This window comes from Neobacillus phoenicis, assembly GCF_047302305.1.
GTDB lineage: Bacteria > Bacillota > Bacilli > Bacillales > Cytobacillaceae > Neobacillus.
Genome location: NZ_CP154847.1, coordinates 5,083,015 through 5,106,411 on the forward strand (window position 1 = coordinate 5,083,015; position 23,397 = coordinate 5,106,411).

Here is a 23,397-nt window from a genome sequence, read left to right on the forward strand (position 1 = left end):
TTTTAATTAATTCCTTTTTATTTTGCCCCCGATAGCCATCTGTATGGGTTCACAGCATTTTTTAAATTTTTTCCCGCTGCCGCAAATACAAATGTCATTGCGGTTTGGAAGCTTTAAACCCGTATTCAAATACTCTTCTAGCCAACGCTGTTTTACGTTGTTAGCAACAATCTTCATTCTTTCATGAGCATAAGAGTAAATTTGTTTATAGCTTTGACAGAAGTAATCCACATCAACAAGAGTCTCATCTTCTCCAAAACTCCATGTCCGATTGCGCGGGCAGCCGCCATGGCAAAGGTCGATAAATTCGCAGCTATGACATTGTTTCGGCAAATTTGGCTTTAACTTCAGAAACTCCTGGTAAACTGGACTATTTAATATATCTTCTAAGCTATCATTTCCCACATTGCCAATCTTGTATTGGTCATTTATGAAGAAGTCACACGGATACGCATCTCCATTTTGTTCAAGAATTAATATTTTCGGACAAGATTTTCGGTGAACGCATAATTCTGCTTCCCGGTGAACATATACGTTCAGCATGTTGTCAAAAAAGCGGACAGAGGTGTTCGGGTGACCATCGTTGTACCAGACATCGAAGGCCTCACACAGGAACGCTCCATATTGATTCGGTGTAATTAAATATTCTCCCTTGGCCTCCGTCTCCTGTGCCCGAAAGTCCATACAAGGAATAAACTGAACAAACGTAAATTTCTCTTGTTCGTAAAAATCCATTAACTCTTTTGCTTTCCCTACATTGTTTTCATGAATAACACTCAAAATATTAAAATCAACCTGATATTTTCGAAGAAATTCAATTCCCCTCATCACACGTTCAAAGCTTCCAGTGCCAGAACCGGTAACACGCCTTGCGTCATTAATTTCCTTTGGTCCATCTAGACTTACTCCAACTAGAAAATTATATTTTTTTAGAAAACTGGCCCATTCATCATTCAATAATGTCCCATTTGTTTGAAGTGAATTGCTGATCATTGTATGGGGAGGTGCATATTTCGCTTGTAGCTCGACAACTTTTTCAAAAAAGTCCAAACCTGCAAGCAATGGTTCCCCACCCTGCCATGCAAATTTAGCAACTCCATTTGATAACGCCATGTACTCTTTAATAAATTTTTCAAGTATGCCCTCATCTATTCGATTGATTTGACTGGGTTTACCACCACAACGACTGTAATAGCAATAATCGCAAGCCAAATTACAGGCTTCTGAAACCGTTTTCCACATAACACTAATACTTCCATGATTAGATGTTAAACAAGTCATAACAAACTCCCATTCTTTAAGTAATTTAAAATTAGATTATAAAAACTCTTTTGGATGTCGTTTCATGAGTTCTGGTACGACACTTTCACGTCCAGTTTGTTTTAACCTTTCAGAATACATCTTTAAATGACCATTAGCATGAAATGGACCGCCCTCTTTCATGACTGTCCAAAGTGGATCTACATCATAATCCATTGTTTTCATCATTTCATCGTGCCATTCGTTCAAATAATATACTGCTTCTTTACAAATATCTTTTCGTTCACTTGCCAGATTATTTTGTTCATATGGATCCTCTTTTAAATTGAATAGCATTTCCTTATCAAATAAATGATAACCGTCATGGTATGTGCGAATATATAGCCAATCACCAAAACGAACTCCTCGTTGGCAAACATGTGCACATTGGGAAATGACTAAAAATTCTCGATCGCTTGATTCTCCACTTTTAAGAACGGATGCATAACTAGCTCCATCCCAACTTGGTTTTCCTGGTTTATTAAATATTTCTGCAAGTGTAGGTGCTAAATCTAAACTATAATGTAAACCTTTATCAACATGTCCTTGACTCATTCCAGGCCAACGTATGATCATAGGAATGCGACATGTTCCATGATCAGCTGTTCCGTGTTCACCATAGATTCCTAATTCACCTAAATTCTCTCCATGGTCAGCTGTTATAACAATCACCAATTCTTCCATTATCCCTTGATTTTCAAGTTCTTTAAAAATCTTTCCTATATGATCATCCATATATCGGACACCACAATCATATCCATCAATCATTTTTTTCATATCATTCATACCTTTGATTTCTACTGGATATCTTGGAAATTGCGGTAATGGATTACTCCAATACATATCTATTTCATGAACACTATGAGGACCGACTAAACCTTTATGATTCTCTAATACCTCTTGAGTTAGCCAATCTGGTATGTCTTCATTTTCAAACGGGTTTCCAAAATCTTCTGGTACACGGTAAGGCGTATGTGGATCCCAGTAATTAACATACAGACACCAATTATCTTCTTTCGCATTACGTTTCACCCAGTCAAGAACAGTTGGTGTAACTTCTTCAGCTGATTCCATCCCACAATTACCCGTATTATAAATTTCATTAAAGCCTGCATTAAAATGCCAAGAAGAATGTCTTTCTGCAAAAGGACTAATGAGTGCTGTTCTTAATCCTACAGAACGTAAAAATCCCGGCAAACTTTCACGTACTAAGCGATCTTGAAATTGACGCTTTGGCCCCTCATGTCGTAAATCCGCAGCTGTACCACCGTGGCCCACAGCACCATTATGTATTCCAAATTGTCCTGTCATTAGAGCTGTTCGTGAAGGAAGGCAAGGTGCATCTGACGTATAATAATTGGTGAATCGAACTCCTTCAGCTGCAATTTTATCAATATTGGGTGATGTTTCTCGATGATATCCATAGCAACCTAAGTGATCAGGTCTTAATGAATCTAAATCTAAAACTAGCATTCTCATACTCAAAATCCCCTTTCTAATTTCAACAACACAAAATACGTACTGAAAATTCAACATTTTAGAATTTAAAATCGAAACGTTTCGATAAGAATGTAAAAAAAGCCCCTCTACTCTATCAAAACGTTTCGATATCTAAATTATAAATTGCTATGAAATCGTTCTCAAGACTAAAATAGACTTGTCTGAAAATTTATTTTTTTACTTATCGAGGAGGAAAAAATGGAACTTTGCATTATGACATTTAATTTACGTGTAGATATCCCCAGTGACGGTGAAAATAAATGGTTAAACAGAGCAGAAAAGGTAGCGGAGATGATAGTAAAACATAATCCTATTATAATCTGTATTCAAGAAGCACTCTCCTATATGCTAACTGATATTATAAACCGTTTAGATGCCTATCAGTGGATTGGACAAGGTCGTGAGGCTGGGAATAAGGGAGAGTTTTCAGCAATACTCTATAAAAAAGATGTATTGAAAGTGATTGAAAAAGGACAATTTTGGTTGTCTGAACAAGAAGATAAGCCCGGTAGTATAAGTTGGGGGGCAGATTTTCCACGTATTTGTACATGGGGACTTTTTCAATCTCTACAACAACCAGAAAAGGAATTCTATACTTATAACACTCATTTGGATCATATTAGTCAAGAAGCTAGAGAAAAAGGAGTTCAGATGATTTGGGATAAAATGTCCGCTCATCATCAAAAAACAAGGCCCGCTTTCTTAACTGGTGATTTTAATGCAACTCCTAATAATAACGTTATAAAGTTTTTAAAAAGTAAAAAAGAGTTGATTGATGCTTATAGTGGTATGCAAGGTGAAGTTGGATCTACTTTTCATAGTTTTTTAGGAGGAACTATAGGGGATCCTATCGATTACATCTTTACAACTCCAAATGTCCAATTACAAAAAACAATTGTTGATAGAAGTAAAGTAAATGATGGTTTTCCATCTGATCACTATCCGGTAATACTAAAAGCATCTATTTAAGCTAAACGGGCAAGGGGGATCACCCTTGCCCATCTTAATTTAACCCATTTTTGTCCGCGCAACAGCTGGCTGATATCTTTTCATCGGTCCCTTTTCAAGCACTTCTTGGAGATACAGGTTCCCTTTCGGACTTGTTTTCTTAAGCAAGTCCATCAAGTATGTAATATCATCTAACGCCCTATGTGTTTGGTAATTGGTAATGTTATGTGCTTGTAACAAAGTGAGGAGTTTGCCGTTTGGAAAACCGTAATTTTTCCATTGTACCCCTCTCATCGTACAATACCACTTCAGATCATTAACCTCTGGATACATATGATAAAGAAAGCTTCGGTCGAAGGAAGCATTATGGGCAAAGACAGAATCTGCACGATGAAAATAGGTTTTTATTTTCCCATCGAGAAAGGTTTTTCCTTTTACTAACTCATAAGGAATTCCGTGAACACGATACGCTGTATCATAATTATTCCTTGCAGAACGAGAAAGCGGTTCACGTAAAAAGGAATCCTCTTCAATAATATCGACAATCTCTCCTGAATCTGTCCGATACAAAAATAACTTCAAGGCTAATTCAATAACCTCATCCTTAGTAGGTCCTAAACCTGTAGTTTCAACGTCCACAAGCAACCCCAATTTTTCTAAGCTCTGCAAAATGATCATCCTTTTTACATTCTAATATTAATTCTATTATAACAGAGGTTACTAGGCAGTCCTATCACTATCCATCTAGGAACCTTTTTCCATTCCGGCAAGAAATGCTTGAATAATCATTAACAAGCTTTCATCCAAATCTAAGGATAGTTTAAATCCACCCCTTTGCTCTAAGGAAGAAAAACCATGTAAAATACTGCGCAAGCCTCTTACTGTATGCAAAGCCCGATCTTCCTCTAAACGATAGGCACTTAATACCCTTACTGAAAGCTCCACAATTTTCGCTCCTGCTTGCTGCACCTCCACATCCTCTGGATTAGGCGCGAGTAGGGTTGCCTCATACACCCCAGGATGCATCCGTGCAAAATTTACATATGCCTGGCTCATAGCTAGGACCGCTTCGGTGCCTGACACCCCAATCGCCGCATTAGCCATTTCGGCATAAAGTTGGTCAATGCCATAAATGGCTAATTGCTTCCTAAGTCCAGGTAAACCCTCAAAGTGATTATATAAGGAAGGAGGGCGGATATTTAGCTTTTTAGCTAGGTTTGCAAGTGTAACCTCTTGCATACCCTTTTGATCCGCCAACTCTCCTGCTGCTTCAAGTATCGTTGCTAAGTCAAGTGCTACTTTTGGTCTTGGTGACATTGTATCTGCTCTCCTATCCGATCTTCTGCTCTAAATGTTGAATTGCCCGTTCCATGATTGGTACAGGATTCTCTACCATTTCTCCGTGCCCAACTGCAAGAAGAGTTGGTTCGTAACTCACTAATTTTTTAGCACTAGCTAGTGCCGTCCGCTTACTCCATGTACCAAAGGCAGGGAATGGGAACAATGGTTTTACATCTCCTGCCACTGCCACTCCACCTCTTGTTTGGAAAGCATCCCCTGCAATGACCGCTTTAGTCCGTAAGTCCAAAAAGGATAAAGATCCCGGTGTATGGCCAGGAGTTTCGATTGCTGTAAGTGACCCAATCAAGTCCCCTTCCTTCAATAGTACATTTGCTCTTGTCTTTAATTTTTTCGGAACCCCACCCTTAATTGGGGTGTTGTCTTCATGCGCATCAAGCGAACGGTCACCATTCATTAAGCGGTGATCGCGGATAGAGATATAAACAGGCACCTCAGGTAGCCTTTCTTTGATTGCATCCAATGCTCCGACATGGTCCTCATGTGCATGCGTCAATATAATCTTTGTAATGGGCTTCCCAATTTTCTCAGCAGCCTGTAGAATCCCCTTTGCACAGAAACCAAGTGCCGCATCAATCAACGTTAATCCTTCCTCTTCCTCCACTAAGTAGCAATTGACCGGGAACACATTTGCCATAAACGTCACTTGATACAAGTATCCATTTTTAATAATCCTCATTACGCCATCTCCCTTTAACTAATATCGTTAGTTTTATTTTAACTAATGGTATTAGTTAAAACAAGTTTTTTCTTTAATCATTTATATATTTTTATTTTTTCCAAAAGATACTAATAAGATTTCAATATGAAATGACTTAATTAAGTTGACACTTAATTAAGTGTGGACTAAAATAAAAGCATGATTGAAAAAGTCCTTCATGCATTAGCAGAACCTAGACGTAGAGATATTTTATATCTCGTCCGTGATGGAGAGCTTACCTCCAGCGCGATTGCTTCACATTTTGATATTTCAGCTCCAGCAGTTTCTCAGCATCTCAAGGTTCTCGAACAATCTGGACTAGTTGTTGTTCGGAGAGACGGAACAAAACGGTATTACGGAATTAGAAGGGATGGGTTTGCAGAATTAAAGCAATATATTGACCGTTTTTGGGATGATAGTTTACTTCGCTTGAAGGAAGCTGCCGAAGAGGAAGAAAGGAGAATCCAAAATGAATCAGACAAACAATGACATAATAACAAAAGAAATTTTTATTGAGGCACGTCCGGAAATTTTATTTTCCTTCTTTACCGATGCTGACAAAATGGTCCGTTGGATGGGAAGACAAATACTGCTCGAGCCAAAAATTGGCGGTAAATACCGGATCGATGTTAATGGCAGCGATATTGCCATGGGCGAATATGTAGAAATTGTTCCTTTTGAAAAAATCGTTATGACTTGGGGCTGGGAGAAATCAAAGCTTGTCCCTCCAGGCTCGAGTAAGGTTGAATTCCAATTGACTCCTAAGGAAAACGGAACGCAATTGGTATTAACTCACTATGATTTGCCAGCCGAAGAAATCCCTTCACACAATCAAGGATGGTCTCATTACATGCCTCGGATCAAAGATTTTGCGGAAGGCAAAGATCCGGGTGTAGATCCTTGGTCTGTTGTAGCTATGCACTAATTAATAAATAAACTTTAGGGAGAGGTAAAAAAATGACTAAAACAATTCATCAAGAAGTTGTATTTAATGCAAGTCCTGGACGCATTTTTGAAGCACTTACAGATTCCAAGCAATTCAGTGAAATGACTGGAGGAGCACCAACTGAAATTAACCCTGAAGCTGGTGGTACCTTCTCCTGTTTTGGTGGGATGATTCAAGGAAGAAACATTGAACTTGTTCCTGGTGTAAGGATAGTCCAAGCCTGGCGTGTTGCTAACTGGCCGGAGGGCGTATACTCTATCGCTAGGTTCGAATTAAAAGAACAGGGTTCCAAAACCCTTTTGGTTTTTGATCACATCGGTTTTCCTGAAGCTGAGGGAGATCATCTTGAGGCAGGTTGGGTAGCAAATTATTGGAACCCATTAAAAAATATTTAGATTATGCAAAAAGCGTATCCTTTGCCGGTAAAACCGTTAAAGCAACGGTTTAAATGGTCGATTTAACTTGCAGGACCCCAAAAAGGGCACGTGAATAAGTGTCCTTTTTGAGGTCCTGCTATCTTTTCAGTTAAAAATCTATCACCAAAGTCCCCGATTTAGCCCTAGAAACACAAGTTAAAATCACATTCTGGGCATTCTGTTGTTCTTCACTTAAAAAAGAGTCATAATGATCGACACCACCATCAACAACTTTCAGCTCGCAGGTTCCGCAGCGCCCCACCCGACAAGAATAGGGTGCTTGAATTCCTGCTTCTAGCAAGGCATCCAAAAGTGTCTGATCTTTTGCGACATGTATCTCTGCTCCACGAGTGAGTTGAGCGTGAAAAGGAGATGCATTCTTAGGTTTGGGTGGTGCAAACCGTTCAAGATGAATGCTCGACCGTGGATAGCCAAATCGAATCGCGGCTTCCGTAAAATCTGCCATAAAAGAATCCGGCCCACAGAAATAGACATGCGTTCCAATTCTATGCTCCAAAAGTGTGGTTTCCCGCAGTCGCTTCAGATCATTTCCTTTTGAAAAATAAAAATGAGATTGATGTGGGAAATTTATCTGTAGAAAATCGTAGAAGGCGCAAAGCTCTTTTGATCTTGCTGCATAGTGCAGTTCAAATGAAGCTCCTTTATCCTTTAGCTCCAGCATCATAGAGATAAAGGGCGTCACACCTATTCCTGCTGCATAAAACACATGGTGCTTTGCCTTAAAACTTAATGGAAAATGATTTCTAGGGTAACTGATCCTCAGCTTATCCCCTACCCTTACATAGTGATGCCAATAAATGGAACCTCCAGTGGATGACTCACTTAAGCGGATGGCGATTTGATAGCTATCTCTTGTATCTGGATGATTCGTTAAAGAATAATTTCTTTTCTTTCCATCGATATATGTAGTTAAATGTGAGCCTGCACTAAAGGCTGGTAGTAACATCTCTTCCACTGGGGCCAGTGTAAAGCGTTTCACCTGTGGGGTTTCTTGAATGATTGATTTCACATAAACTGGAATTGTTTTTTCTTTAAGCATAACAGCCCCTTCTTTCATAGTTTTGCGACATAGCCAAGAAAGGCATCGCGAAGTTTAGAGTAATGATGAGAAACCTCCAGTAATAACCCACAATGATCACAGTTTCGTTCTATCTGGCTCTTTTCCAAAACAGAGATCCCATGACACCTGCAGCAAAAGACTTGTATCTGTTGTTTTCCATAGGCAATATAATGTGCTTCTTCTTCCGAAAATCCCGCATCCTCCGCCATCAGTTTCAAATGTTTTAGACTATTCCATTCTGCCGCGGCATAGAGGAAGCTCCCCATTTTCTGCATACTGAGCCATTCCGAAATAAGGGTGTGGCTAAAATTATCTTTTACTATCTGAATCTCGTAGCTTATATTTCCATCTTTAATACCATCAATCAAGGGCTGTAACAGCTTCATGCCTTTTTCGTCCGCACAAAATAAGTAGTGGCGCTTTCCCGGTATAGGTGTAATATTCTCGCTCATAACTCTTCCCTGCTTTCCACCTGTTCCTTTAAGTACTCTAGGACTGCATCCCTGAATAAAGATAGCCCTTTATACTCGACTATATAAGGAGGCAACTCCTGAAGGACCTGATAAAACTGATTTAGCCATTCTGGTTTAGCTGCTAATTTTTCCAAAGGAAGTAAGTGGGTATGGATGGTAAAAAGAATTCCTCCTGTTCTGGGCAAACGGAATAATTTCTGAACCTCCACACGGAGATGAACAAACGCACCTGCATTTTCCTTTGTAACTTGTTTCCTTCCCTTCCCCCAAACATCAAAGGTTTCGAGGGAAGTATCTAGTCGGTTCCCGGCCATTAAGGACCAATTTTTTCGCCACCATGGATTTCCTGGTTCCAGTTTCAGTAGGAATTGAAGAATCCGTTCATCGAGTCCTACGTCTTTAAAGCCCGGGATCGGTTGATGAATCTCTTTAAAGCTCATTCCCAAATCAAATGCCAAAGACCAATTTGCCGGAAAACAGAGCTGGCCAGCATCTAGAAATAAGTCGCCATCTCGCTGCATCATAAAGATCAAGTCCTCTTGGACATGTCTGCCAATATAGTTTAGCGGCTCACATGGTAAAGTGGTCTCATCTCCAAAAATGAAGCTTTGCTTTTCTTGTAAAAGATGATTGGTAAACGTCCAGTTATTACCTTCTTTATCTAATCCAAATTTGTCAGGATAATAGCTTCCTAGATGCTCCATCACTAATTCAAGGATTTCCCACTGACCTTTTTTCGTATGCGGCAGGGATTGAAAACAACGTTCAGAGTGGACTATAAGAAGCTCACGCTTAAGCTCAATTTCCTCCTGATAACTTTGGGTAATCTCTATACTAATCGGATGATTCATTGGTACTGAGTTGTTAGAATAGCGATATACATCGGCATTAAATGGATATGGAAATGAATCCAAATCATTGCTCGGCTTCATAAAACCACCCTTTACTGAAAATTCTTTATTTTCATTTTAATAAAAAGGTACCATAAAAGGAAATAGGAAAAGTGAGAGCTCAGAAATTAGATAAACTAATTTTCAAAGAGTGTGGTTTTGTTAATTCGCTGATATAAATGATAATTCGCTGATATATTGGTAGATTCGCTGATAAAATTAAAAATCCGCTGATAAATCCCCGAAATTCGCTGATAAATTTTCAAAGCGTACAAAATTTAAGAGAAAAGCAACTATATATCATAAAGTTAACTGCCAAAAAACAACAAAAGCGCCTCCTTCACGACATTTTTACCGTGACCGAGACGCTTTTATTATTAAAATCTTTGTTCTTCACTTTTTTCAATGTTTACTCTGTTTTCGTACCAGTTTGTTACTTGTGTCAGGATCGCAAAGACAAAAAAGAAGTTCATTGCCCAAACGTTAATAAAAGGGGCGATGCCGCCGAATTCAATTGTTTCGTACCCTTTTAACTTAATTACAATCATCGATTCAATAAAAATTAACACAAAGCCAACGATCCCCGCAACAGCCGCTCTTACCACCTTAGATCCCCCTTATCCTTCATCAACTCGATCGAATTTTTGACAATTCCGTGAACATCCTTAGTCCCATTATATTGTATTTTTCTAACAATCAAAAGCCTAAAGCAAAATAAAAAAAGGTGTCAGGCACCATGTGAAAAATACACATGGTGCCTGACACCGATTATTTTAAAACTTTACCACCATATCCCATGACGTTCCATCTACGCCTATCTGTTTAAAGCCAAACTTATGATAGAGGTGAAGAGCCGGATTGTTTGGGTCCACACTTAAAGAGACCGCTTCATACCCTGATTGCTTCGCGATTTTTAACATCTTACCTAGAAGGGCCTTTCCTAGTCCTTTTCCTCTGTACTCTGGAAGGAGAGCCATTCCTAATAAAGGAGTTTTTTCATCCACATAGCCATAGGTCTTATTCGTGTCATCAAATAAACGAACCCACACTGCACCAATGAGCGTCTGGTCGGCATCCATCGCAATCAAGGCGATGTCCCCTTCACGTCCCCAGCCTTCCATGGATTGAGCGATATGCGGTTCCTTTAGAATGTCTCTCGAAGGTCGAGGTTCTCCTTCAGGAATGAAAATTGCTTGGTATAACATTTCCCAAAGGAATTCTTCGTCCTCTTTTACTCCAAGTCTAATTTGATAGTCGTTCAAGTGCATCCCCCTGTTCTACTTCTTTTTGTTTAATCAGATTCAACACGTGCTTTAAGCGTATGTCACCCATTGAAGATAATCTTAAGCAATAACCTGTGAACTCTAAATGGGCTGTAACAGAATTAGGGACAACTACACAGTTTAATCCAGCAGCTCTAGCCGCTTTTAGTCCATTTAAAGAATCTTCAAATGCAAACGCATCCGTTACAGCAACACCTAATGCTTCAACGGCTTTAACATATAATTCAGGATCAGGTTTTACCTTAGACACATCATCCCTAGTTTTAATCACATCAAAATACGAAAAAATATTTAGCTTTTTTAAATAACTCTCAACCCACTCACGGCTCGAGCTTGATGCTAAGCCAATTTTCACCCCTAATTCCTTGGCCTCCATTAAATAATCCTCTACACCGTCCCTTAAAGCAGGCTCACCCATTTTTACAGCAAAGAGCTTATGTGCCGCATCTTTTATGACAACTGATTCAACCGGTGAAGGAAGGTTTTTTTCAATATAAGAATATAAGTCTGCATCATCGGTTCCTATCACTCTTGCAAACTGTTCAACAGATAATTCTAACCCATGGTTATTTAAAACCTCTTTAAAAGACTCATACCAAACTGTCTCCGTATCAACAATCAATCCATCAAAATCAAATACTACTGCTTTCATTAGCAATCACCTCTCTAGTGTTAAACGTAAAAAATCAAAAAAAGTTTCAATTTGCAGTAAATGCAAGGTTTATACCAAGTCCTAATAGAACCAGTCCAGTGATTCCTTCCATTACCTGTAAGACTCTTGGCCGTGTCATCCATTCTTTCGTTCTTACTAAAAAGAGAGGTTGACTCATAATAAGCAGTCAACCTTTTTAAAATCAGATTAATTTCTCATAACAATAATACGTTTCATGACCTAATGGTTTTGTCGCTATAAAAATCTCACCCTTTTTTATGTACCCTCTATTCTCATAGAATTTAAGTGCACCTGGGTTTCCAGAAAAGGCGTCGAGGCGGATTCCGGCATACCCTTTTTCCTTAGCATATGCCTCAACAAACTCCAGCATTTTCCCACCGTATCCGGTTCCTTGTGCCGAAGGCTGTACACAGAACGAGTGAAGAATTAAGACCTTGCCCTCAGGTTCGCTCCATTTCACCTCTTGCCATTCTGGAAGCTGCCATTCATTGAGGACCATGGCCCCCATCACTTGACCATCTACACGATAGACAAACATTTCTCCCTCATTAACGACCCATTCCAAATATTCTCTGTTAGGATACTGGTCATCCCATTGAAAAATTCCCTTACTAAGAAGATCCTTTTTACAAGCTTCAAATAAATCAATGATAGAACCTAGGTCCTCTTTTGTACCTAGTGTTACACTCTCTTGAATCATGATGACACCCCTTTTTATCAGTCGATCTCTCACCCTCATTTTAACATAATATTCCTTTTATCCTCCCAGCAAAAAAAGAGCGTACATGCTCTTTTTTGTTGAAGCTTATTTTATTTGAACTTTCGTTTCTCCCTTAATCCATGCAGGGAAGAAGCTGAGTTCAAAGGAAATTGGATTCATCACCTTTTGTAACTCAGGAATTCGGAGCCCCAACTCAATTACTCGCTCATCTCCTCCTTTAGGTGACATCGATGATTCAGGGACCTCGACTATATTTCCTTTCCTGTCTTTTGCTTCACCAAACGGAGAATAGTGAAACTCATTCTTTGTCTGCATTGTTAGCATGACTTGTTCGCCATCTACTATTAAATTGCTAAAAACATTTTCTTTCGGCTGTTTGAGAATTTGTTTCTTCTGCGTATCAATCATGACCATGGCCTCTTCTTTATCCACTGCCTGAATTTTATTGAAAACTAGATACAATTCTTTTGGCTCCCGGAAGTAATTACTCTGCAAGTAAATGATGGCTTCATCATCAGAAATTTTACTTGCTGACACTCCATTTGCAATTTTGTTCCATACTTCCCCATTTTCATCAACCAACCGTAAATCATCGAAGTTTAATATCTTTTTCGTATTTCCATGGTCCATTTTGATGTGAACGGCTACCCTTAGTGGGTAGATGGTAGTGTCTAAGAATGTAATTTTTTGCCCTTCGATGGTAACCGTTTTATTTAACTGGTACGTTTTCTTTTCTTGTACTTCTTTTTTTAACTGAAACGGGAGCACAAAGTCTTCTGTCTGTGTTTCCCGTTTTACTTTCACTTTTAGTTCAAGTTCTTTAGACTCTAGTGGTTGCGCCAATCCAACCTCAAGTGTACCGGTCGATATGCTTTTACCACTGCCATCAGTATGCACTTCTCCACTTGAGTGCGATAAAGACCCCCAATTTAGTGATTGCCCATCTTTATAGTTTAACCTGGGCTCATCGATGTTGAGCTCCGTATCCTCGTTATCCGATTCAACGGTATAAAATAAAACTAAGCCATTTTCATCTGTAATGGCACCATCTATCGTGAACGTCATGCCATTTTTTTCTTGGGATACCCCTAATTTTTCATAGTAGTCATTCTCAACTGCCAGCATCTTTCCTTTGTCATTACGGATCAACTCGACCAATTTTTCCATTCCAGGAATCACCGTAATATAATTGGCGAAAGCTGGAGAGAGGCGAATAGAGGAGAAAAAACCTATAAGAATAAAAGCAGCCAATCCAATACTAATGACCCATTTTTTCATGAGCGGTTTCCTACGTTTCTCTGCCTTCGCTTTCATAAATCCATTTAGGATAGCTTCATCTAACAACTCCAATGGAGCTTCAATATTGTCATATGAATTTTTATAGTTTGTCAGTTGGCGTTCTTCCTTTTCATACATGCAAATCACCGCCCTTATCTTCTAATTTTTCGCGAAGTGCCTTTAAGGCTTTATTAAGCCACGTCTTCACCGTTCCTTCTGGACATTTCATGGTTTGGGCTATGTCTTTTATTTTCATATCATTAAAATATTTTAGAGTCAGAACTTCTCTAGAACGCTCATCTAAATCCAACATGGCATCCTTTAATTCCATTTCAGTATGGCTCTCTGTTTTACCTTGATGGATAAATGCATCATCCCCTAAAATTACCCGCTTGTTCTTTTTTACCTGGTCATTACAATAGTTAATCATAATCCGAATAAGCCATGTTTTGAAATAAGCTATATCTCTGACTGAGCTCATGCTTTTATAGGCTCGGTATGTAACTTCCTGAATGGCCTCTAACGCCTCTTCTTCATTCCTTAAGAATGAAAGTGCTGTTTTATATAAATCTATTTTATATGTCTGAATCAGCCTTAAAAAAGCTGTATCATCCCCTTTAATAGCAGCCTTAACTATTTGTTCATCTGCACTCAAGTTCTTGCCCCCTCACGTTCTTATACATTTAAATATTAGACTAACGAGGAGGAAAAAAGTTTTTATTTTAGTTAAAAATGTGAAAAAGAGGTGGGATTCTACAAAAATGGGAAGGAATTCTACAAAGTCGAGGAAGAATTCTACAAAATTTCAACTTATTCTACAAATACAGAAGAGAATTCTACAATAATTGGAAATCCCTTTCCAATCCACTAAGAGTCCATAAAAAAAACTCGCCAAATGGCGAGTAGAAAAGTATATTTTGAATTCTTGTTCTAGGATTTTCTGTGGCCAGGATAGTATCCGCCATGCCCATGGTGATAACCATGCCCTGGAATGTAAGTGCCGTGTCCATGGTGATAGCCATGTCCTGGATAGTAACCACCGTGCCCATGGTGATAACCATGTCCTGGATAGTAGCCACCGTGCCCATGGTGATAACCATGTCCTGGATAATAGGTGCCATGGCCATGATGATAGCCTTGTCCCGGGTTATAACCGCCTTGGCCATGATGGTAACCTTGTTGTGGATATTGTCTTTCCATTTCTAATCGCCTCCTTGCTTGTCATTGGAATATAGTATGTCTCCAATGACAAAGAGGTTTAGATGCTTGCCCTTTTTATCCTTACTAATTTTACCTATAATTAAGGAAAAGCCAAACCACAAGCTCCCATGTACCCTGTTCTTTTTACAATCTAGCCTGGTTCCTTACTTTTAACAACAGCCTTGTTACCCAAAAAGCGATAAACACAATCACAAGGTCTATTAGAAATAGATAAAATTGGTTCATTCCCATTCTAAATTCCACTAACCCAAGATATCTCTCACTAGATGCAAAGCCAAAAGCAAACACTGCACTTAATAAAATTGTATATAGAAAGAAGTTTTTCTTATGATTTGTACAATATTGATAGACCAGCAAGAAGCCAACAGGTAATACTGATGCAGTCACATTTGTCGCATTTGGTAAGACTGGAAGTAAAAAATATTTATGAACAAAGAACCCCCTATGTCCAAGTGCAATATCCAAATACGCCCATAGGATGTGTACGGTGTATCCAAAGAAGAATATTTCAAATATCCTCTTCCTATCAACGGTAAATACCAGCAGGATTAAGGGAAAAAGAAGTAAAGAAAGGACTAGCCAGAACTGCCAGTTTCCAAAATTGGAATATTGATTCCAGTAAGAAGAATACGCTGAGTGTAACTCCACTTTTTGTTCAACTATTCGCTCCCATTGCTGCTTGTAATCCACGTGGTGTACCTCCAAACCTAGACGATATGTTTCACTTAGGTTCCACAATCATCCAATTTATATACATCCTTCAAATTCCCTCTACTTTTTTCTCAATATTTGGTATTTTAGTATTATAGAAATAAGATAAGGCAGGGGAGCGAATTGATTACTAATTTCCATGAATACGACCATTATTTTTTTATGCAGGAAGCTCTAAAGGAAGCAGAAGAAGCAGGGAAACGTGGAGATCGGCCCATTGGCACCGTTATCGTTCACAATGGCACTATCATTTCGAGAGGATCTAACAGAATAAATACCAAGGATAGTGACCTTGAGCATGCAGAAATTAATGCGATGAACGCATGTGCTTCCTACTTACGGAAACATGCCCGTGAATGTATTTTATATACAACCGTAGAACCCTGTGTCATGTGTCTTTCTACTCTCGTACTTGCGAATATCCGTAACGTTGTTTATGCAGTAGAGGATAAATATATGGATATGGCTCAATTTATTGACTCAAGCACATACATTAAGAAACGGTTGCATCATTACCTTGGTGGAGTGTCCGCAGAAGAATCATCCCAAATTCTGAAGACCCATTCACCCTTTATGGCAGAAGTTGTTTTGAATGGTAGAATCCCTTCCTAGCATCTTCACAACATCCACACAACTTCACTATAAGTTCTACACAAGTTTTCTATAAGATAAGAGTAACTTAATTAGGAAATGGTTCGAAGAGCTCATTTCTTAAAACTTCCCATAATTTGATTGGTGCCTGACACCAATCTATTTTTTTGCAAAAAACCCTCGCTGTTGTTCAGCAAGGGTTAAATTTTTAGCTTATTGTTGTTTTAGCAAAGGATTGGCTCTCTGTCTCGAATGGGTTTTCTTCAATTTCAAATCCAAGGTCTTGAATCAACTGATAATCATCGCTTGCACATTGTCCCTGGGTGGTTAGGTAATCACCAACAAAAATGGAATTAGCAATAAATAAACCCAGATTCTGCAGCGAGCGCAAATTGAATTCACGTCCTCCCGAGATTCGAATCTCCTTCGTCGGATTGATAAAGCGAAATAATGATAAAATCTTCAGACAGCGAAGTGGTGTTAATTCGTTTAGGTCCTCAAGCTTCGTTCCCTGGATAGGATGAAGGAAATTTACCGGAATAGAATCGGCATCCAAATCCTTTAAGGCAAAAGCCATGTCAATAATATCTTCATCTGTTTCCCCCATCCCGCAAATCACACCGGAACAAGGAGAAATCCCCGCTTTTTTTATATTTTCAATCGTGTCGACGCGGTCCTGATAATCATGCGTAGTTGTGATGTTCTCATGATGATTCGCACTGGTATTAATATTATGGTTAAAACGGTCAACTCCAGCGGCCTTTAATCGATGTGCCTGCTCCTCACTCACTAATCCCATACAAGCACAAATTTTAATTTGAGCAACCTCATGTTTAATTTCCTGTACAGCGTTAATCACTGTATCTACTTCATTATTTGTCGGTTTCCGTCCACTCATCACAATACAATATGTACCTATTTTATTCTTATTTGCTTCCCGGGCACCATCAACAATCGTCTGTTTACTAATGAGTGGATATCGTTCAATTTCCGTTTTTGCTTTAATAGATTGCCCACAATAGCCACAGTCTTCTGGACACAATCCACTTTTCGCATTGATAATTAGGTTTAGTTTTACTTTTTTTCCGTAATAATGTCTGCGGATTTCATAGGCTGCATTTACAAGTGATAAGATTTCTTCATCTTTTGCTAATAAAATTTCCTTAGCCTCATCTTTTGTTGGGACATACCCGCCAATTACGTTTGCAGCAAGCTTTGACCAATGCATGTAATCACCTCTTTTTTATTTGTTAACCAAAATATAATATTGGTTAACAAATAAATTATAAATCATGCATTCTAGGAATTAAACATTCTATTGCTAAAATTGGATATATTAGGTATAATTTCCTATCCCCACTTTAGAAATCTCCACAACTTCCACATAACTTCCCCCTAAGTTCTTCACATGTTTTCTTTATGATAAAAGTAACTTAATTAGGAAATAAGTTCGAGGAACTCATTTCTTAAAACTTCCCATTTTGGATTGGTGCCTGTCACCAATCTATTTTTTTGCACAAAAATATCAGCCATCACACGATGTGATGACCGATATTTTAGGATTTATTGTTTTAGTAGACGCCTACTTGTGACCATGCAGAGGCAACTGCATTATATTGTGAACTGCCTGTACCATACAGATCCGCAGCTGCAGCAAGAAGTGATGCACGGGCATCTTTAAAATCACTCTGTGGAGCAAGGTACACAGTAAGAGCACGGTAGTAAATTTTCTCAGCAACAGAAGTACCTAAGCTTGAGATCGTTAAGTATGCAGCTTTGTTTGGAATACCACTGTTTGTATGAACACCGCCGTTATCGGATGTAGTGTTAACATAACCGCTCATATTTTCTGGCTGACCATAAAGGCTAGGATTTGAAAGACTGCGAAGTGCATCACCTGCTTTATTTGGCGTGTATACATCTTCTCCCATTAAATAATCACCTTTGTCTAAGAATACCCCAAACGTATCAGAAATGGACTCATTCAGTGCTCCTGATTGGTATTGATATTCTAAACCAGCCGTTCTTTCTGTCACAGCGTGCGTTAATTCATGTGCTACGACATCAAGGGCACCTGATAATGGTCTAAAGGTTGTCCCATCTCCATCACCATATACCATTTGGGAACCATTCCAGAACGCGTTATTGTAATTTCTGCTGTAATGAACTGTCGAACGAATCGTTGCACCATTGTTGTCGAAGCTATTACGATTAAAGGTATTCTTGTAGTAATCATATACCTTACCCGCATAGTAGTTAGCATCTACATCGGCACCCTGTGAAACAGCATTAAATTGATTATCAGGATCAACAGAATAGTTACCTGGAAGAACTGTTCGGCTTGAGGCCGTTCTTGTCTCAATCACACCTGACATTGGTTTTGTTACATCATATAAATAATAAGTGCTGTTTGAATAATAAGTATTAAACGTTTTATAGTCTCCTAACACCCCATAGCCAGATCCTGTTGTTGCACCATCTGCTACAGCATTATATGAATTTAGGACGTTACCATTTACGGCATCCACGTAAACTACCCAGTTAGCCGGATATGGTTGGATGAATTGAAGGTTCGTTTTATAAGCAAGGTAAAAATCGTTCGCTTTTTTATAAACTACTAATTCTGCTTTTTCAGCCGTATCTTCAAATTTTGCACCCGTTGGTCCCGCTTCTGCATTTGTTATCGTTTCCTCTTTTGTTACATTAATAGATTTCCAAGCCTTCTCTAGAGCCACTCCCTTAGAAAGCTGTGCTTTTAACGCACCTTTGAAATAGTTTGCTGCTTCCGGAAACACATCCCCATTCACGGCTGTAACGATTCCATTTTTATCGGTATGCACTTTGAATTTCGCCCCATCGACTGGAATTCCTTGAACAGACTGAACAAAATTGTAATGCGTGCTGCCAAGCTCGTCCGTCTGAACATCTAGTAATGTCAAATCTTTATCGGAATCTAATTTATATAGACTTTTATTCTCTTTTAAAAATTGCTTTACTGCAGCTTTGTCTTTATACGCTTTAGTAGATAGTTTTCCATGAACGAAGGATGGAACAGCTTGTGCCTTTTTCCAGTTTACCTTTGCATCCTTACCAAACTGACTTGCATCTTTCGTAACTGTAACATTGTACGGAACTGCCTGCGCCGCAGCAGTAATCGGTACCACAGTCCCCATCGTTAATCCCAATGCTAAAACAAGTGACGTGCGTTTCTTCATAATCTCCCAGCCTCCTAATAATTTTATTTGTGTAGAATTTTCAAAATTATCATATCACGGAGAAAACGAACGCATAATTGGGAAAAAAGCGGCAGATTCGGCGTCAGTCACCAATAGTTAACTACATCTTTACTGTAAAAATCCCAACACTTGTTTCATTTATGGCGTTGGGAAAAATTAAGTTTATATTTTTCAAGTCTATTATTCCCTTCGTTAAAAATAGGCGGAAAGGCCCGAAAAATTTGGGGTTATTGTGCAACAACATTTAGGATAAATTGGATGATTTGGTAGATTAGAAGCCCGATAATACTTAACACCGAGATCGCTGTAAAAATTCTTCTCGGGTTTCGGTACCATTTTGGCAAATGTGTAATTTGTTTAGGAGATTGGAAACCTTGGACGATATCGGTGTGCTTGATTGCATCATTAAAAGGGGCTCTCTCATCCTGTAAAACCTGCTGAGCCTCATTCTTGTCATGTTGGTGGGAATCATTTTTAGATAGATTATTGGAAGAGTTGTTCATTGTCCAGCACTCCTTTTTTAAGGTGGGCATCGTATCTTTTCACTATTATAACATTATTTTACTATTATTTACCATTTTATTAATGTTCCGCGTAGCAACGTCCCCTAACCACCTAACCACCGAAAATTCATTTCAACGGGCACTAGTCATCCGTTGCTCCATTAACAAAGGGCTGTCAAAATGACAGCCCCCGAGCTAAACATGATCCACCCATTACAAGGTATGTTTGAAACATGTTTTCTGCGCTTATCTCAAATCAATTTTTATTGGTTTTAATTCCAGTGATGGTTATCTTTACTGCCTACTTTCCCTTAATAATTTTCCCTCGGTCATCTGCCTGTGGAGGTTCCTCCATCCAGCCATGTTTTATCATAATGTTTGCCCCATCTTCTGCGTATAAAGCTATTTCAGTAATTAAGGAGGCATATTTCATGCCAACATCTCGTCTTGGACTTGCAGCCATTGCCATCCCGTAATTTCCTACCCCAGTAGCAATCATTCCAGCGACATTAAACATAATCAGCTTATCCGAAAAAGCTGGAATAGTCGAATCAGTTAATGCCGAATCCCAGCTCATTGGAATCGGCAAATCTTCTTTTCTAAAAAAATCACTAAAGATGTCAACATGCTTTTGGGCAACCTCCATTCCTCTCATTAAGTATTGCTTTACTTCTATTCTTTGTGCAATCTGTGCATACCCTGTTATGAGTGTTTTCCCAATAGCATTCGTTTGAACATTTAAAAATAAATGAGTAATTTCCACAGACGTTAAGGGTCTCTTATGACCCAAAAACCCTGCTAAAAAATGTTGCTTTTTTACAAAATCCACTTTATCGGGAATCGATATGTATGGGGGCCTAATATAGGTTCCTTGTTTAAGCATTAAGTCTCTAGTAAGATCCTGAAGCTTGACTCCAATCTTTAGAACCCTTTTATGCAGCTCGACCATATCCGGACGTGTAGCAACACCGAGTGCTGCCTGCACTGCTTGCTGCCATAGCTAGGATAGACATATGTCTTAAAAACATTTACACAAAGGTATCTGAAAAAAGCCTTGGCGCTTTCACATCGACATCTTGATCTGTAAAACCAACGGGAATAGGAAAGAACTCTTTATTAAAGATTTCCTCCATTATGGAAATACTCCCTTTTGCTTCCCTTAAGACAAATTCACTTATTGGAAGGACTTCCTCATCTTCCACTTTCTCTAAAAAATATTTATTTACGCAGATAGTAATAGTATCGTTCAAATATTGTGCCCACAGTCCAGACATTTCCGCAGCCGTCAAACGAATCATTGATTTATCTTCCATGTTAATGCCCTCAAAGTAGAATGTTTTTCCATTAGTATCCACTCTAGAAAAAGAATTTATGATAACGATAATGTTCTACAAAAATAAATGTAAAAAACAGCTATCTATGACAGCTGTTCACCGTTTACCTCTACATCCAGTTTCTACGCTGCTGACCACACGTAAAGGAGGTCCTGACTTTCATAAAGTCGTACATAAGTGCTGCTTTTCTTCCCTTATCCGTCTGTCTATTTCTTTTGTCATAAAGACAATCCATAAATTCACGATCACATTGACAGCGGTCTCCTCCCCTACTCAAACAGCGATCATGATATTTGCAACAGGCATCTACATCATTTATCGGATCACCCGGTCCACTACATCCAGGTCCACACCATCTATATTCCCGAAACAGACAAAATGAAAACGGTCCACTACTTCTTCTATTTTGCAAGCTACTCACCTCCAAAATACTTCTTGTGTTTTCCAACTAAAGCTATATCAATATATAATAGTATATGAGGTATAAAAAAAAGTGAGTTGGCAAAAGCCCGTACCAAAGAACCGTCATCATGAAATCCATATAAAAAAAGTTATTAGGAATACAAAAAACTTATTTATATAAACCCTCACTTAGTTGTGATAAGGTTCTCTTGGATTTTTGAGAGATACTCACTCCCTCTTAAAAGTAAAATGTTTTGTTCTTAATCGAGTAACCAGCAAAAGTAAATAAGCGGAGTTTTTCCGGTTAAATTTAAAATGGAGCTCGTTTCGGGGTAAATAAGCGGAGCTTTTCCGCTTATGCCAAGTAAAACCTCCCCTTTTTCACATTTTTCGAGTCAATAGGCGGAATTTCTCCGCCTATTTAAGCTTTTTTTAATACAAATTTCTAATTAAGCGGAATTTTTCCGTCTATTTATCAGTTCGGGTGCATAACCTGATCCCCCAACCGATAAGTGAGGATCCTCTTTCACAACAATGATGTCAATCGCTATGTCAAAGTTACTGAAATTTCGTAGAAACCTTGATAAATAAAGAAAAAGACGTATGCCAATTCATACGTCAATTCTTGTGTCTATTAATAAAAAAGTACCCACAGACGGAACCCTTTATATTTTGAATAGAAGCTTTTTATACTTAGTTACATATACTTACTTTGTTTTTGCCAGTATTCTTAGATTGATACAAACCTTCATCTGCTCTGTTTAATAAGGAATCGATATTGTCCTCAAACTCAGACTCGGCCACTCCAAAGCTTGCAGTTAACCGGCCGACACCTTGGAACTCGTGTTCTTCCACTCTTTCTCTTAAGTAGTCTGCAAGAGCAACAGCGTTATACCCTGAAACATCGGAGATGACAATAAATTCTTCTCCTCCCCAGCGGCCCAAAAGGTCACGTGGGGAAAGATTTTCTTGGATCAGTTCAGCTAACTCAACTAACACAGAATCACCAATTTTATGACCAAACAGATCATTGACCTTCTTAAAATAGTCAATATCAAAGAAAATGATTGAAAACCTCATGTGCATCTCCCTAGAATCACTCAACTTTTGCTCCAGCCATTCATCAATTTGATGACGGTTAGCAATTCCTGTAAGCGAATCTAAATAGGCATGTTTTTTAAACAATTCCATTTTGGCATAAGCCCTAAACATATGCTGTGCGTAAAAAAGGACAATAATATAGACCAAATTAGCAAAATAGAATTGCATTAAAGAATCAATAGATTCTGCGGAAAGTTTGTTTATTACCACTCCCCCGGCCAATAAGGTGATCAGGAAAATTCCTATGGAGTAGTACAGTCCTCTCCTCATCCCTAGTGTTAAGAAGATGAACATAATAATAATTGGCATCCAAACAATGAAGTCGCCTAAGGAACCACCAATTTTTAACATGTAATTGTAAATGGTATCGAAAAAAGTTGTTATATGATAGATACTTACTAACGCTAAATTAGATAACTCGCTAAATCGCACAAACCTTTTTTTATATACTAAGACCCAGCTGACTGCAAACCATATAGTCATTGTGTTATTGATAATAAAACTAAGTTTGTCCGATGCATCGACATTTTGCATGATAGTATTCAATATGAGGGCAATCAGAATACATGGGATCACCCACAAATATACACTTCTCTTAAGATCAGTAAGTGAATCATATTGTTTAGACATCGGATTTCATCTCCCCAACTAATCCTGTTGATTAGTTCAGCCTTAACCCGCAAAAAACGGAGAATTTCTTCGGAATTTGCTTATTCTACACTCATTTTAAA

The 23,397-nt window shown here is 38.6% G+C and carries 28 protein-coding genes; 5 read left to right on the top strand and 23 right to left on the bottom strand.

Going from position 1 to position 23,397, the window contains the following annotated elements; all coding sequences use genetic code 11:
• Positions 1–6: 6 nt before the first annotated feature.
• Both AA0X95_RS25865 and AA0X95_RS25870 read right to left on the bottom strand, forming a co-directional pair.
• Positions 7–1,281, bottom strand: a complete 1,275-nt coding sequence (locus AA0X95_RS25865) for an anaerobic sulfatase maturase (protein WP_413303297.1) — start codon at positions 1,279–1,281, stop codon at positions 7–9.
• A gap of 36 nt (positions 1,282–1,317) precedes the next feature.
• Complete coding sequence (locus tag AA0X95_RS25870; protein ID WP_413303300.1) at positions 1,318–2,778, bottom strand: sulfatase; 1,461 nt, start codon at positions 2,776–2,778, stop codon at positions 1,318–1,320.
• A 219-nt stretch (positions 2,779–2,997) separates the two neighbouring features.
• On the opposite strand from AA0X95_RS25870, the gene AA0X95_RS25875 reads away from it, so the two are divergent.
• Positions 2,998–3,768: an endonuclease/exonuclease/phosphatase family protein gene (locus AA0X95_RS25875; RefSeq protein ID WP_413303302.1), complete on the top strand. Its 771-nt coding sequence runs from the start codon at positions 2,998–3,000 to the stop codon at positions 3,766–3,768.
• Between the two features lie 39 nt (positions 3,769–3,807).
• Here the strand turns inward: AA0X95_RS25875 and AA0X95_RS25880 are convergent, their stop codons facing one another.
• The 3 genes from AA0X95_RS25880 to AA0X95_RS25890 all read right to left on the bottom strand — a co-directional run bounded on the left by AA0X95_RS25880 (position 3,808) and on the right by AA0X95_RS25890 (position 5,785).
• Positions 3,808–4,416, bottom strand: a complete 609-nt coding sequence (locus AA0X95_RS25880) for an exonuclease domain-containing protein (protein WP_413303305.1) — start codon at positions 4,414–4,416, stop codon at positions 3,808–3,810.
• Positions 4,417–4,491: 75 nt separating this feature from the next.
• A complete protein-coding gene (locus AA0X95_RS25885; RefSeq protein WP_413303308.1) occupies positions 4,492–5,064 on the bottom strand; it encodes a TetR/AcrR family transcriptional regulator in 573 nt (190 codons plus the stop codon).
• A gap of 13 nt (positions 5,065–5,077) precedes the next feature.
• Positions 5,078–5,785 (bottom strand): MBL fold metallo-hydrolase, encoded by a 708-nt coding sequence (locus tag AA0X95_RS25890; protein WP_413303310.1) that lies wholly within the window; start codon positions 5,783–5,785, stop codon positions 5,078–5,080.
• A 180-nt stretch (positions 5,786–5,965) separates the two neighbouring features.
• Here AA0X95_RS25890 and AA0X95_RS25895 point away from each other — a divergent pair, with 180 nt between their 5' ends.
• From AA0X95_RS25895 to AA0X95_RS25905, 3 genes are read left to right on the top strand one after another with little or no spacing between them, the layout of a single operon-like run.
• On the top strand, positions 5,966–6,295 hold the full coding sequence (locus tag AA0X95_RS25895; protein WP_413303313.1) for an ArsR/SmtB family transcription factor: 330 nt from the start codon (positions 5,966–5,968) through the stop codon (positions 6,293–6,295).
• Positions 6,276–6,731: an SRPBCC family protein gene (locus tag AA0X95_RS25900; RefSeq protein ID WP_413303316.1), complete on the top strand. Its 456-nt coding sequence runs from the start codon at positions 6,276–6,278 to the stop codon at positions 6,729–6,731. Before AA0X95_RS25895 ends, AA0X95_RS25900 begins: the two co-directional genes overlap by 20 nt.
• 32 nt (positions 6,732–6,763) lie before the next feature.
• Complete coding sequence (locus tag AA0X95_RS25905) at positions 6,764–7,147, top strand: SRPBCC domain-containing protein (protein ID WP_413303319.1); 384 nt, start codon at positions 6,764–6,766, stop codon at positions 7,145–7,147.
• 130 nt (positions 7,148–7,277) lie between these two features.
• Here the strand turns inward: AA0X95_RS25905 and AA0X95_RS25910 are convergent, their stop codons facing one another.
• From AA0X95_RS25910 to AA0X95_RS25965, 12 genes are all read right to left on the bottom strand, one after another.
• Entirely contained in the window at positions 7,278–8,228 is a 951-nt protein-coding gene (locus AA0X95_RS25910; RefSeq protein ID WP_413303321.1) for a PDR/VanB family oxidoreductase, read from the bottom strand.
• 14 nt (positions 8,229–8,242) lie between these two features.
• Complete coding sequence (locus AA0X95_RS25915; RefSeq protein WP_413303324.1) at positions 8,243–8,701, bottom strand: hypothetical protein; 459 nt, start codon at positions 8,699–8,701, stop codon at positions 8,243–8,245.
• Positions 8,698–9,654 carry a heme-dependent oxidative N-demethylase family protein gene (locus AA0X95_RS25920; protein WP_413303326.1) on the bottom strand — a complete coding sequence of 319 codons (957 nt, stop codon included), beginning with the start codon at positions 9,652–9,654 and terminating at the stop codon, positions 8,698–8,700. The genes AA0X95_RS25915 and AA0X95_RS25920 overlap by 4 nt, the downstream gene beginning before the upstream one ends.
• 335 nt (positions 9,655–9,989) lie before the next feature.
• Positions 9,990–10,217: a hypothetical protein gene (locus AA0X95_RS25925; RefSeq protein WP_413303329.1), complete on the bottom strand. Its 228-nt coding sequence runs from the start codon at positions 10,215–10,217 to the stop codon at positions 9,990–9,992.
• Between the two features lie 168 nt (positions 10,218–10,385).
• Positions 10,386–10,874 carry an N-acetyltransferase family protein gene (locus AA0X95_RS25930; protein ID WP_413303332.1) on the bottom strand — a complete coding sequence of 163 codons (489 nt, stop codon included), beginning with the start codon at positions 10,872–10,874 and terminating at the stop codon, positions 10,386–10,388.
• Positions 10,855–11,547 carry an HAD family hydrolase gene (locus AA0X95_RS25935; RefSeq protein ID WP_413303334.1) on the bottom strand — a complete coding sequence of 231 codons (693 nt, stop codon included), beginning with the start codon at positions 11,545–11,547 and terminating at the stop codon, positions 10,855–10,857. Before AA0X95_RS25935 ends, AA0X95_RS25930 begins: the two co-directional genes overlap by 20 nt.
• 46 nt (positions 11,548–11,593) lie before the next feature.
• On the bottom strand, positions 11,594–11,725 hold the full coding sequence (locus AA0X95_RS25940; RefSeq protein ID WP_413303337.1) for a hypothetical protein: 132 nt from the start codon (positions 11,723–11,725) through the stop codon (positions 11,594–11,596).
• Positions 11,726–11,749: 24 nt separating this feature from the next.
• Entirely contained in the window at positions 11,750–12,268 is a 519-nt protein-coding gene (locus tag AA0X95_RS25945) for a GNAT family N-acetyltransferase (RefSeq protein WP_413303340.1), read from the bottom strand.
• Between the two features lie 105 nt (positions 12,269–12,373).
• Complete coding sequence (locus tag AA0X95_RS25950) at positions 12,374–13,705, bottom strand: DUF4179 domain-containing protein (RefSeq protein ID WP_413303342.1); 1,332 nt, start codon at positions 13,703–13,705, stop codon at positions 12,374–12,376.
• A complete protein-coding gene (locus AA0X95_RS25955; protein WP_413303344.1) occupies positions 13,698–14,222 on the bottom strand; it encodes a sigma-70 family RNA polymerase sigma factor in 525 nt (174 codons plus the stop codon). The genes AA0X95_RS25950 and AA0X95_RS25955 overlap by 8 nt, the downstream gene beginning before the upstream one ends.
• Positions 14,223–14,403: 181 nt before the next feature.
• The gene (locus AA0X95_RS25960; protein WP_413303346.1) at positions 14,404–14,733 is read right to left on the bottom strand and encodes a hypothetical protein; all 330 of its coding nucleotides are present in this window, start codon (positions 14,731–14,733) and stop codon (positions 14,404–14,406) included.
• A 178-nt stretch (positions 14,734–14,911) separates the two neighbouring features.
• Positions 14,912–15,478 (bottom strand): hypothetical protein, encoded by a 567-nt coding sequence (locus AA0X95_RS25965; RefSeq protein ID WP_413303348.1) that lies wholly within the window; start codon positions 15,476–15,478, stop codon positions 14,912–14,914.
• A 144-nt stretch (positions 15,479–15,622) separates the two neighbouring features.
• Between AA0X95_RS25965 and AA0X95_RS25970 the strand changes: the two genes are divergently transcribed.
• Complete coding sequence (locus tag AA0X95_RS25970; RefSeq protein ID WP_413303351.1) at positions 15,623–16,111, top strand: nucleoside deaminase; 489 nt, start codon at positions 15,623–15,625, stop codon at positions 16,109–16,111.
• 187 nt (positions 16,112–16,298) lie between these two features.
• Here the strand turns inward: AA0X95_RS25970 and bioB are convergent, their stop codons facing one another.
• The 6 genes from bioB to AA0X95_RS26000 form a co-directional block, all read right to left on the bottom strand.
• Positions 16,299–17,318, bottom strand: coding sequence for a biotin synthase BioB (gene bioB, locus AA0X95_RS25975; RefSeq protein ID WP_413303353.1), 1,020 nt, complete (start codon positions 17,316–17,318; stop codon positions 16,299–16,301).
• 343 nt (positions 17,319–17,661) lie between these two features.
• Positions 17,662–19,305 (bottom strand): M4 family metallopeptidase, encoded by a 1,644-nt coding sequence (locus AA0X95_RS25980; protein WP_413303356.1) that lies wholly within the window; start codon positions 19,303–19,305, stop codon positions 17,662–17,664.
• A gap of 248 nt (positions 19,306–19,553) precedes the next feature.
• Entirely contained in the window at positions 19,554–19,829 is a 276-nt protein-coding gene (locus AA0X95_RS25985) for a hypothetical protein (protein WP_413303359.1), read from the bottom strand.
• A gap of 301 nt (positions 19,830–20,130) precedes the next feature.
• Positions 20,131–20,814: a DUF3231 family protein gene (locus tag AA0X95_RS25990; protein WP_413303362.1), complete on the bottom strand. Its 684-nt coding sequence runs from the start codon at positions 20,812–20,814 to the stop codon at positions 20,131–20,133.
• A 43-nt stretch (positions 20,815–20,857) separates the two neighbouring features.
• Positions 20,858–21,142, bottom strand: a complete 285-nt coding sequence (locus AA0X95_RS25995) for a DUF3231 family protein (RefSeq protein WP_413303364.1) — start codon at positions 21,140–21,142, stop codon at positions 20,858–20,860.
• A 1,116-nt stretch (positions 21,143–22,258) separates the two neighbouring features.
• The gene (locus AA0X95_RS26000) at positions 22,259–23,296 is read right to left on the bottom strand and encodes a GGDEF domain-containing protein (protein ID WP_413303367.1); all 1,038 of its coding nucleotides are present in this window, start codon (positions 23,294–23,296) and stop codon (positions 22,259–22,261) included.
• Between the last annotated feature and the right edge of the window lie 101 nt (positions 23,297–23,397).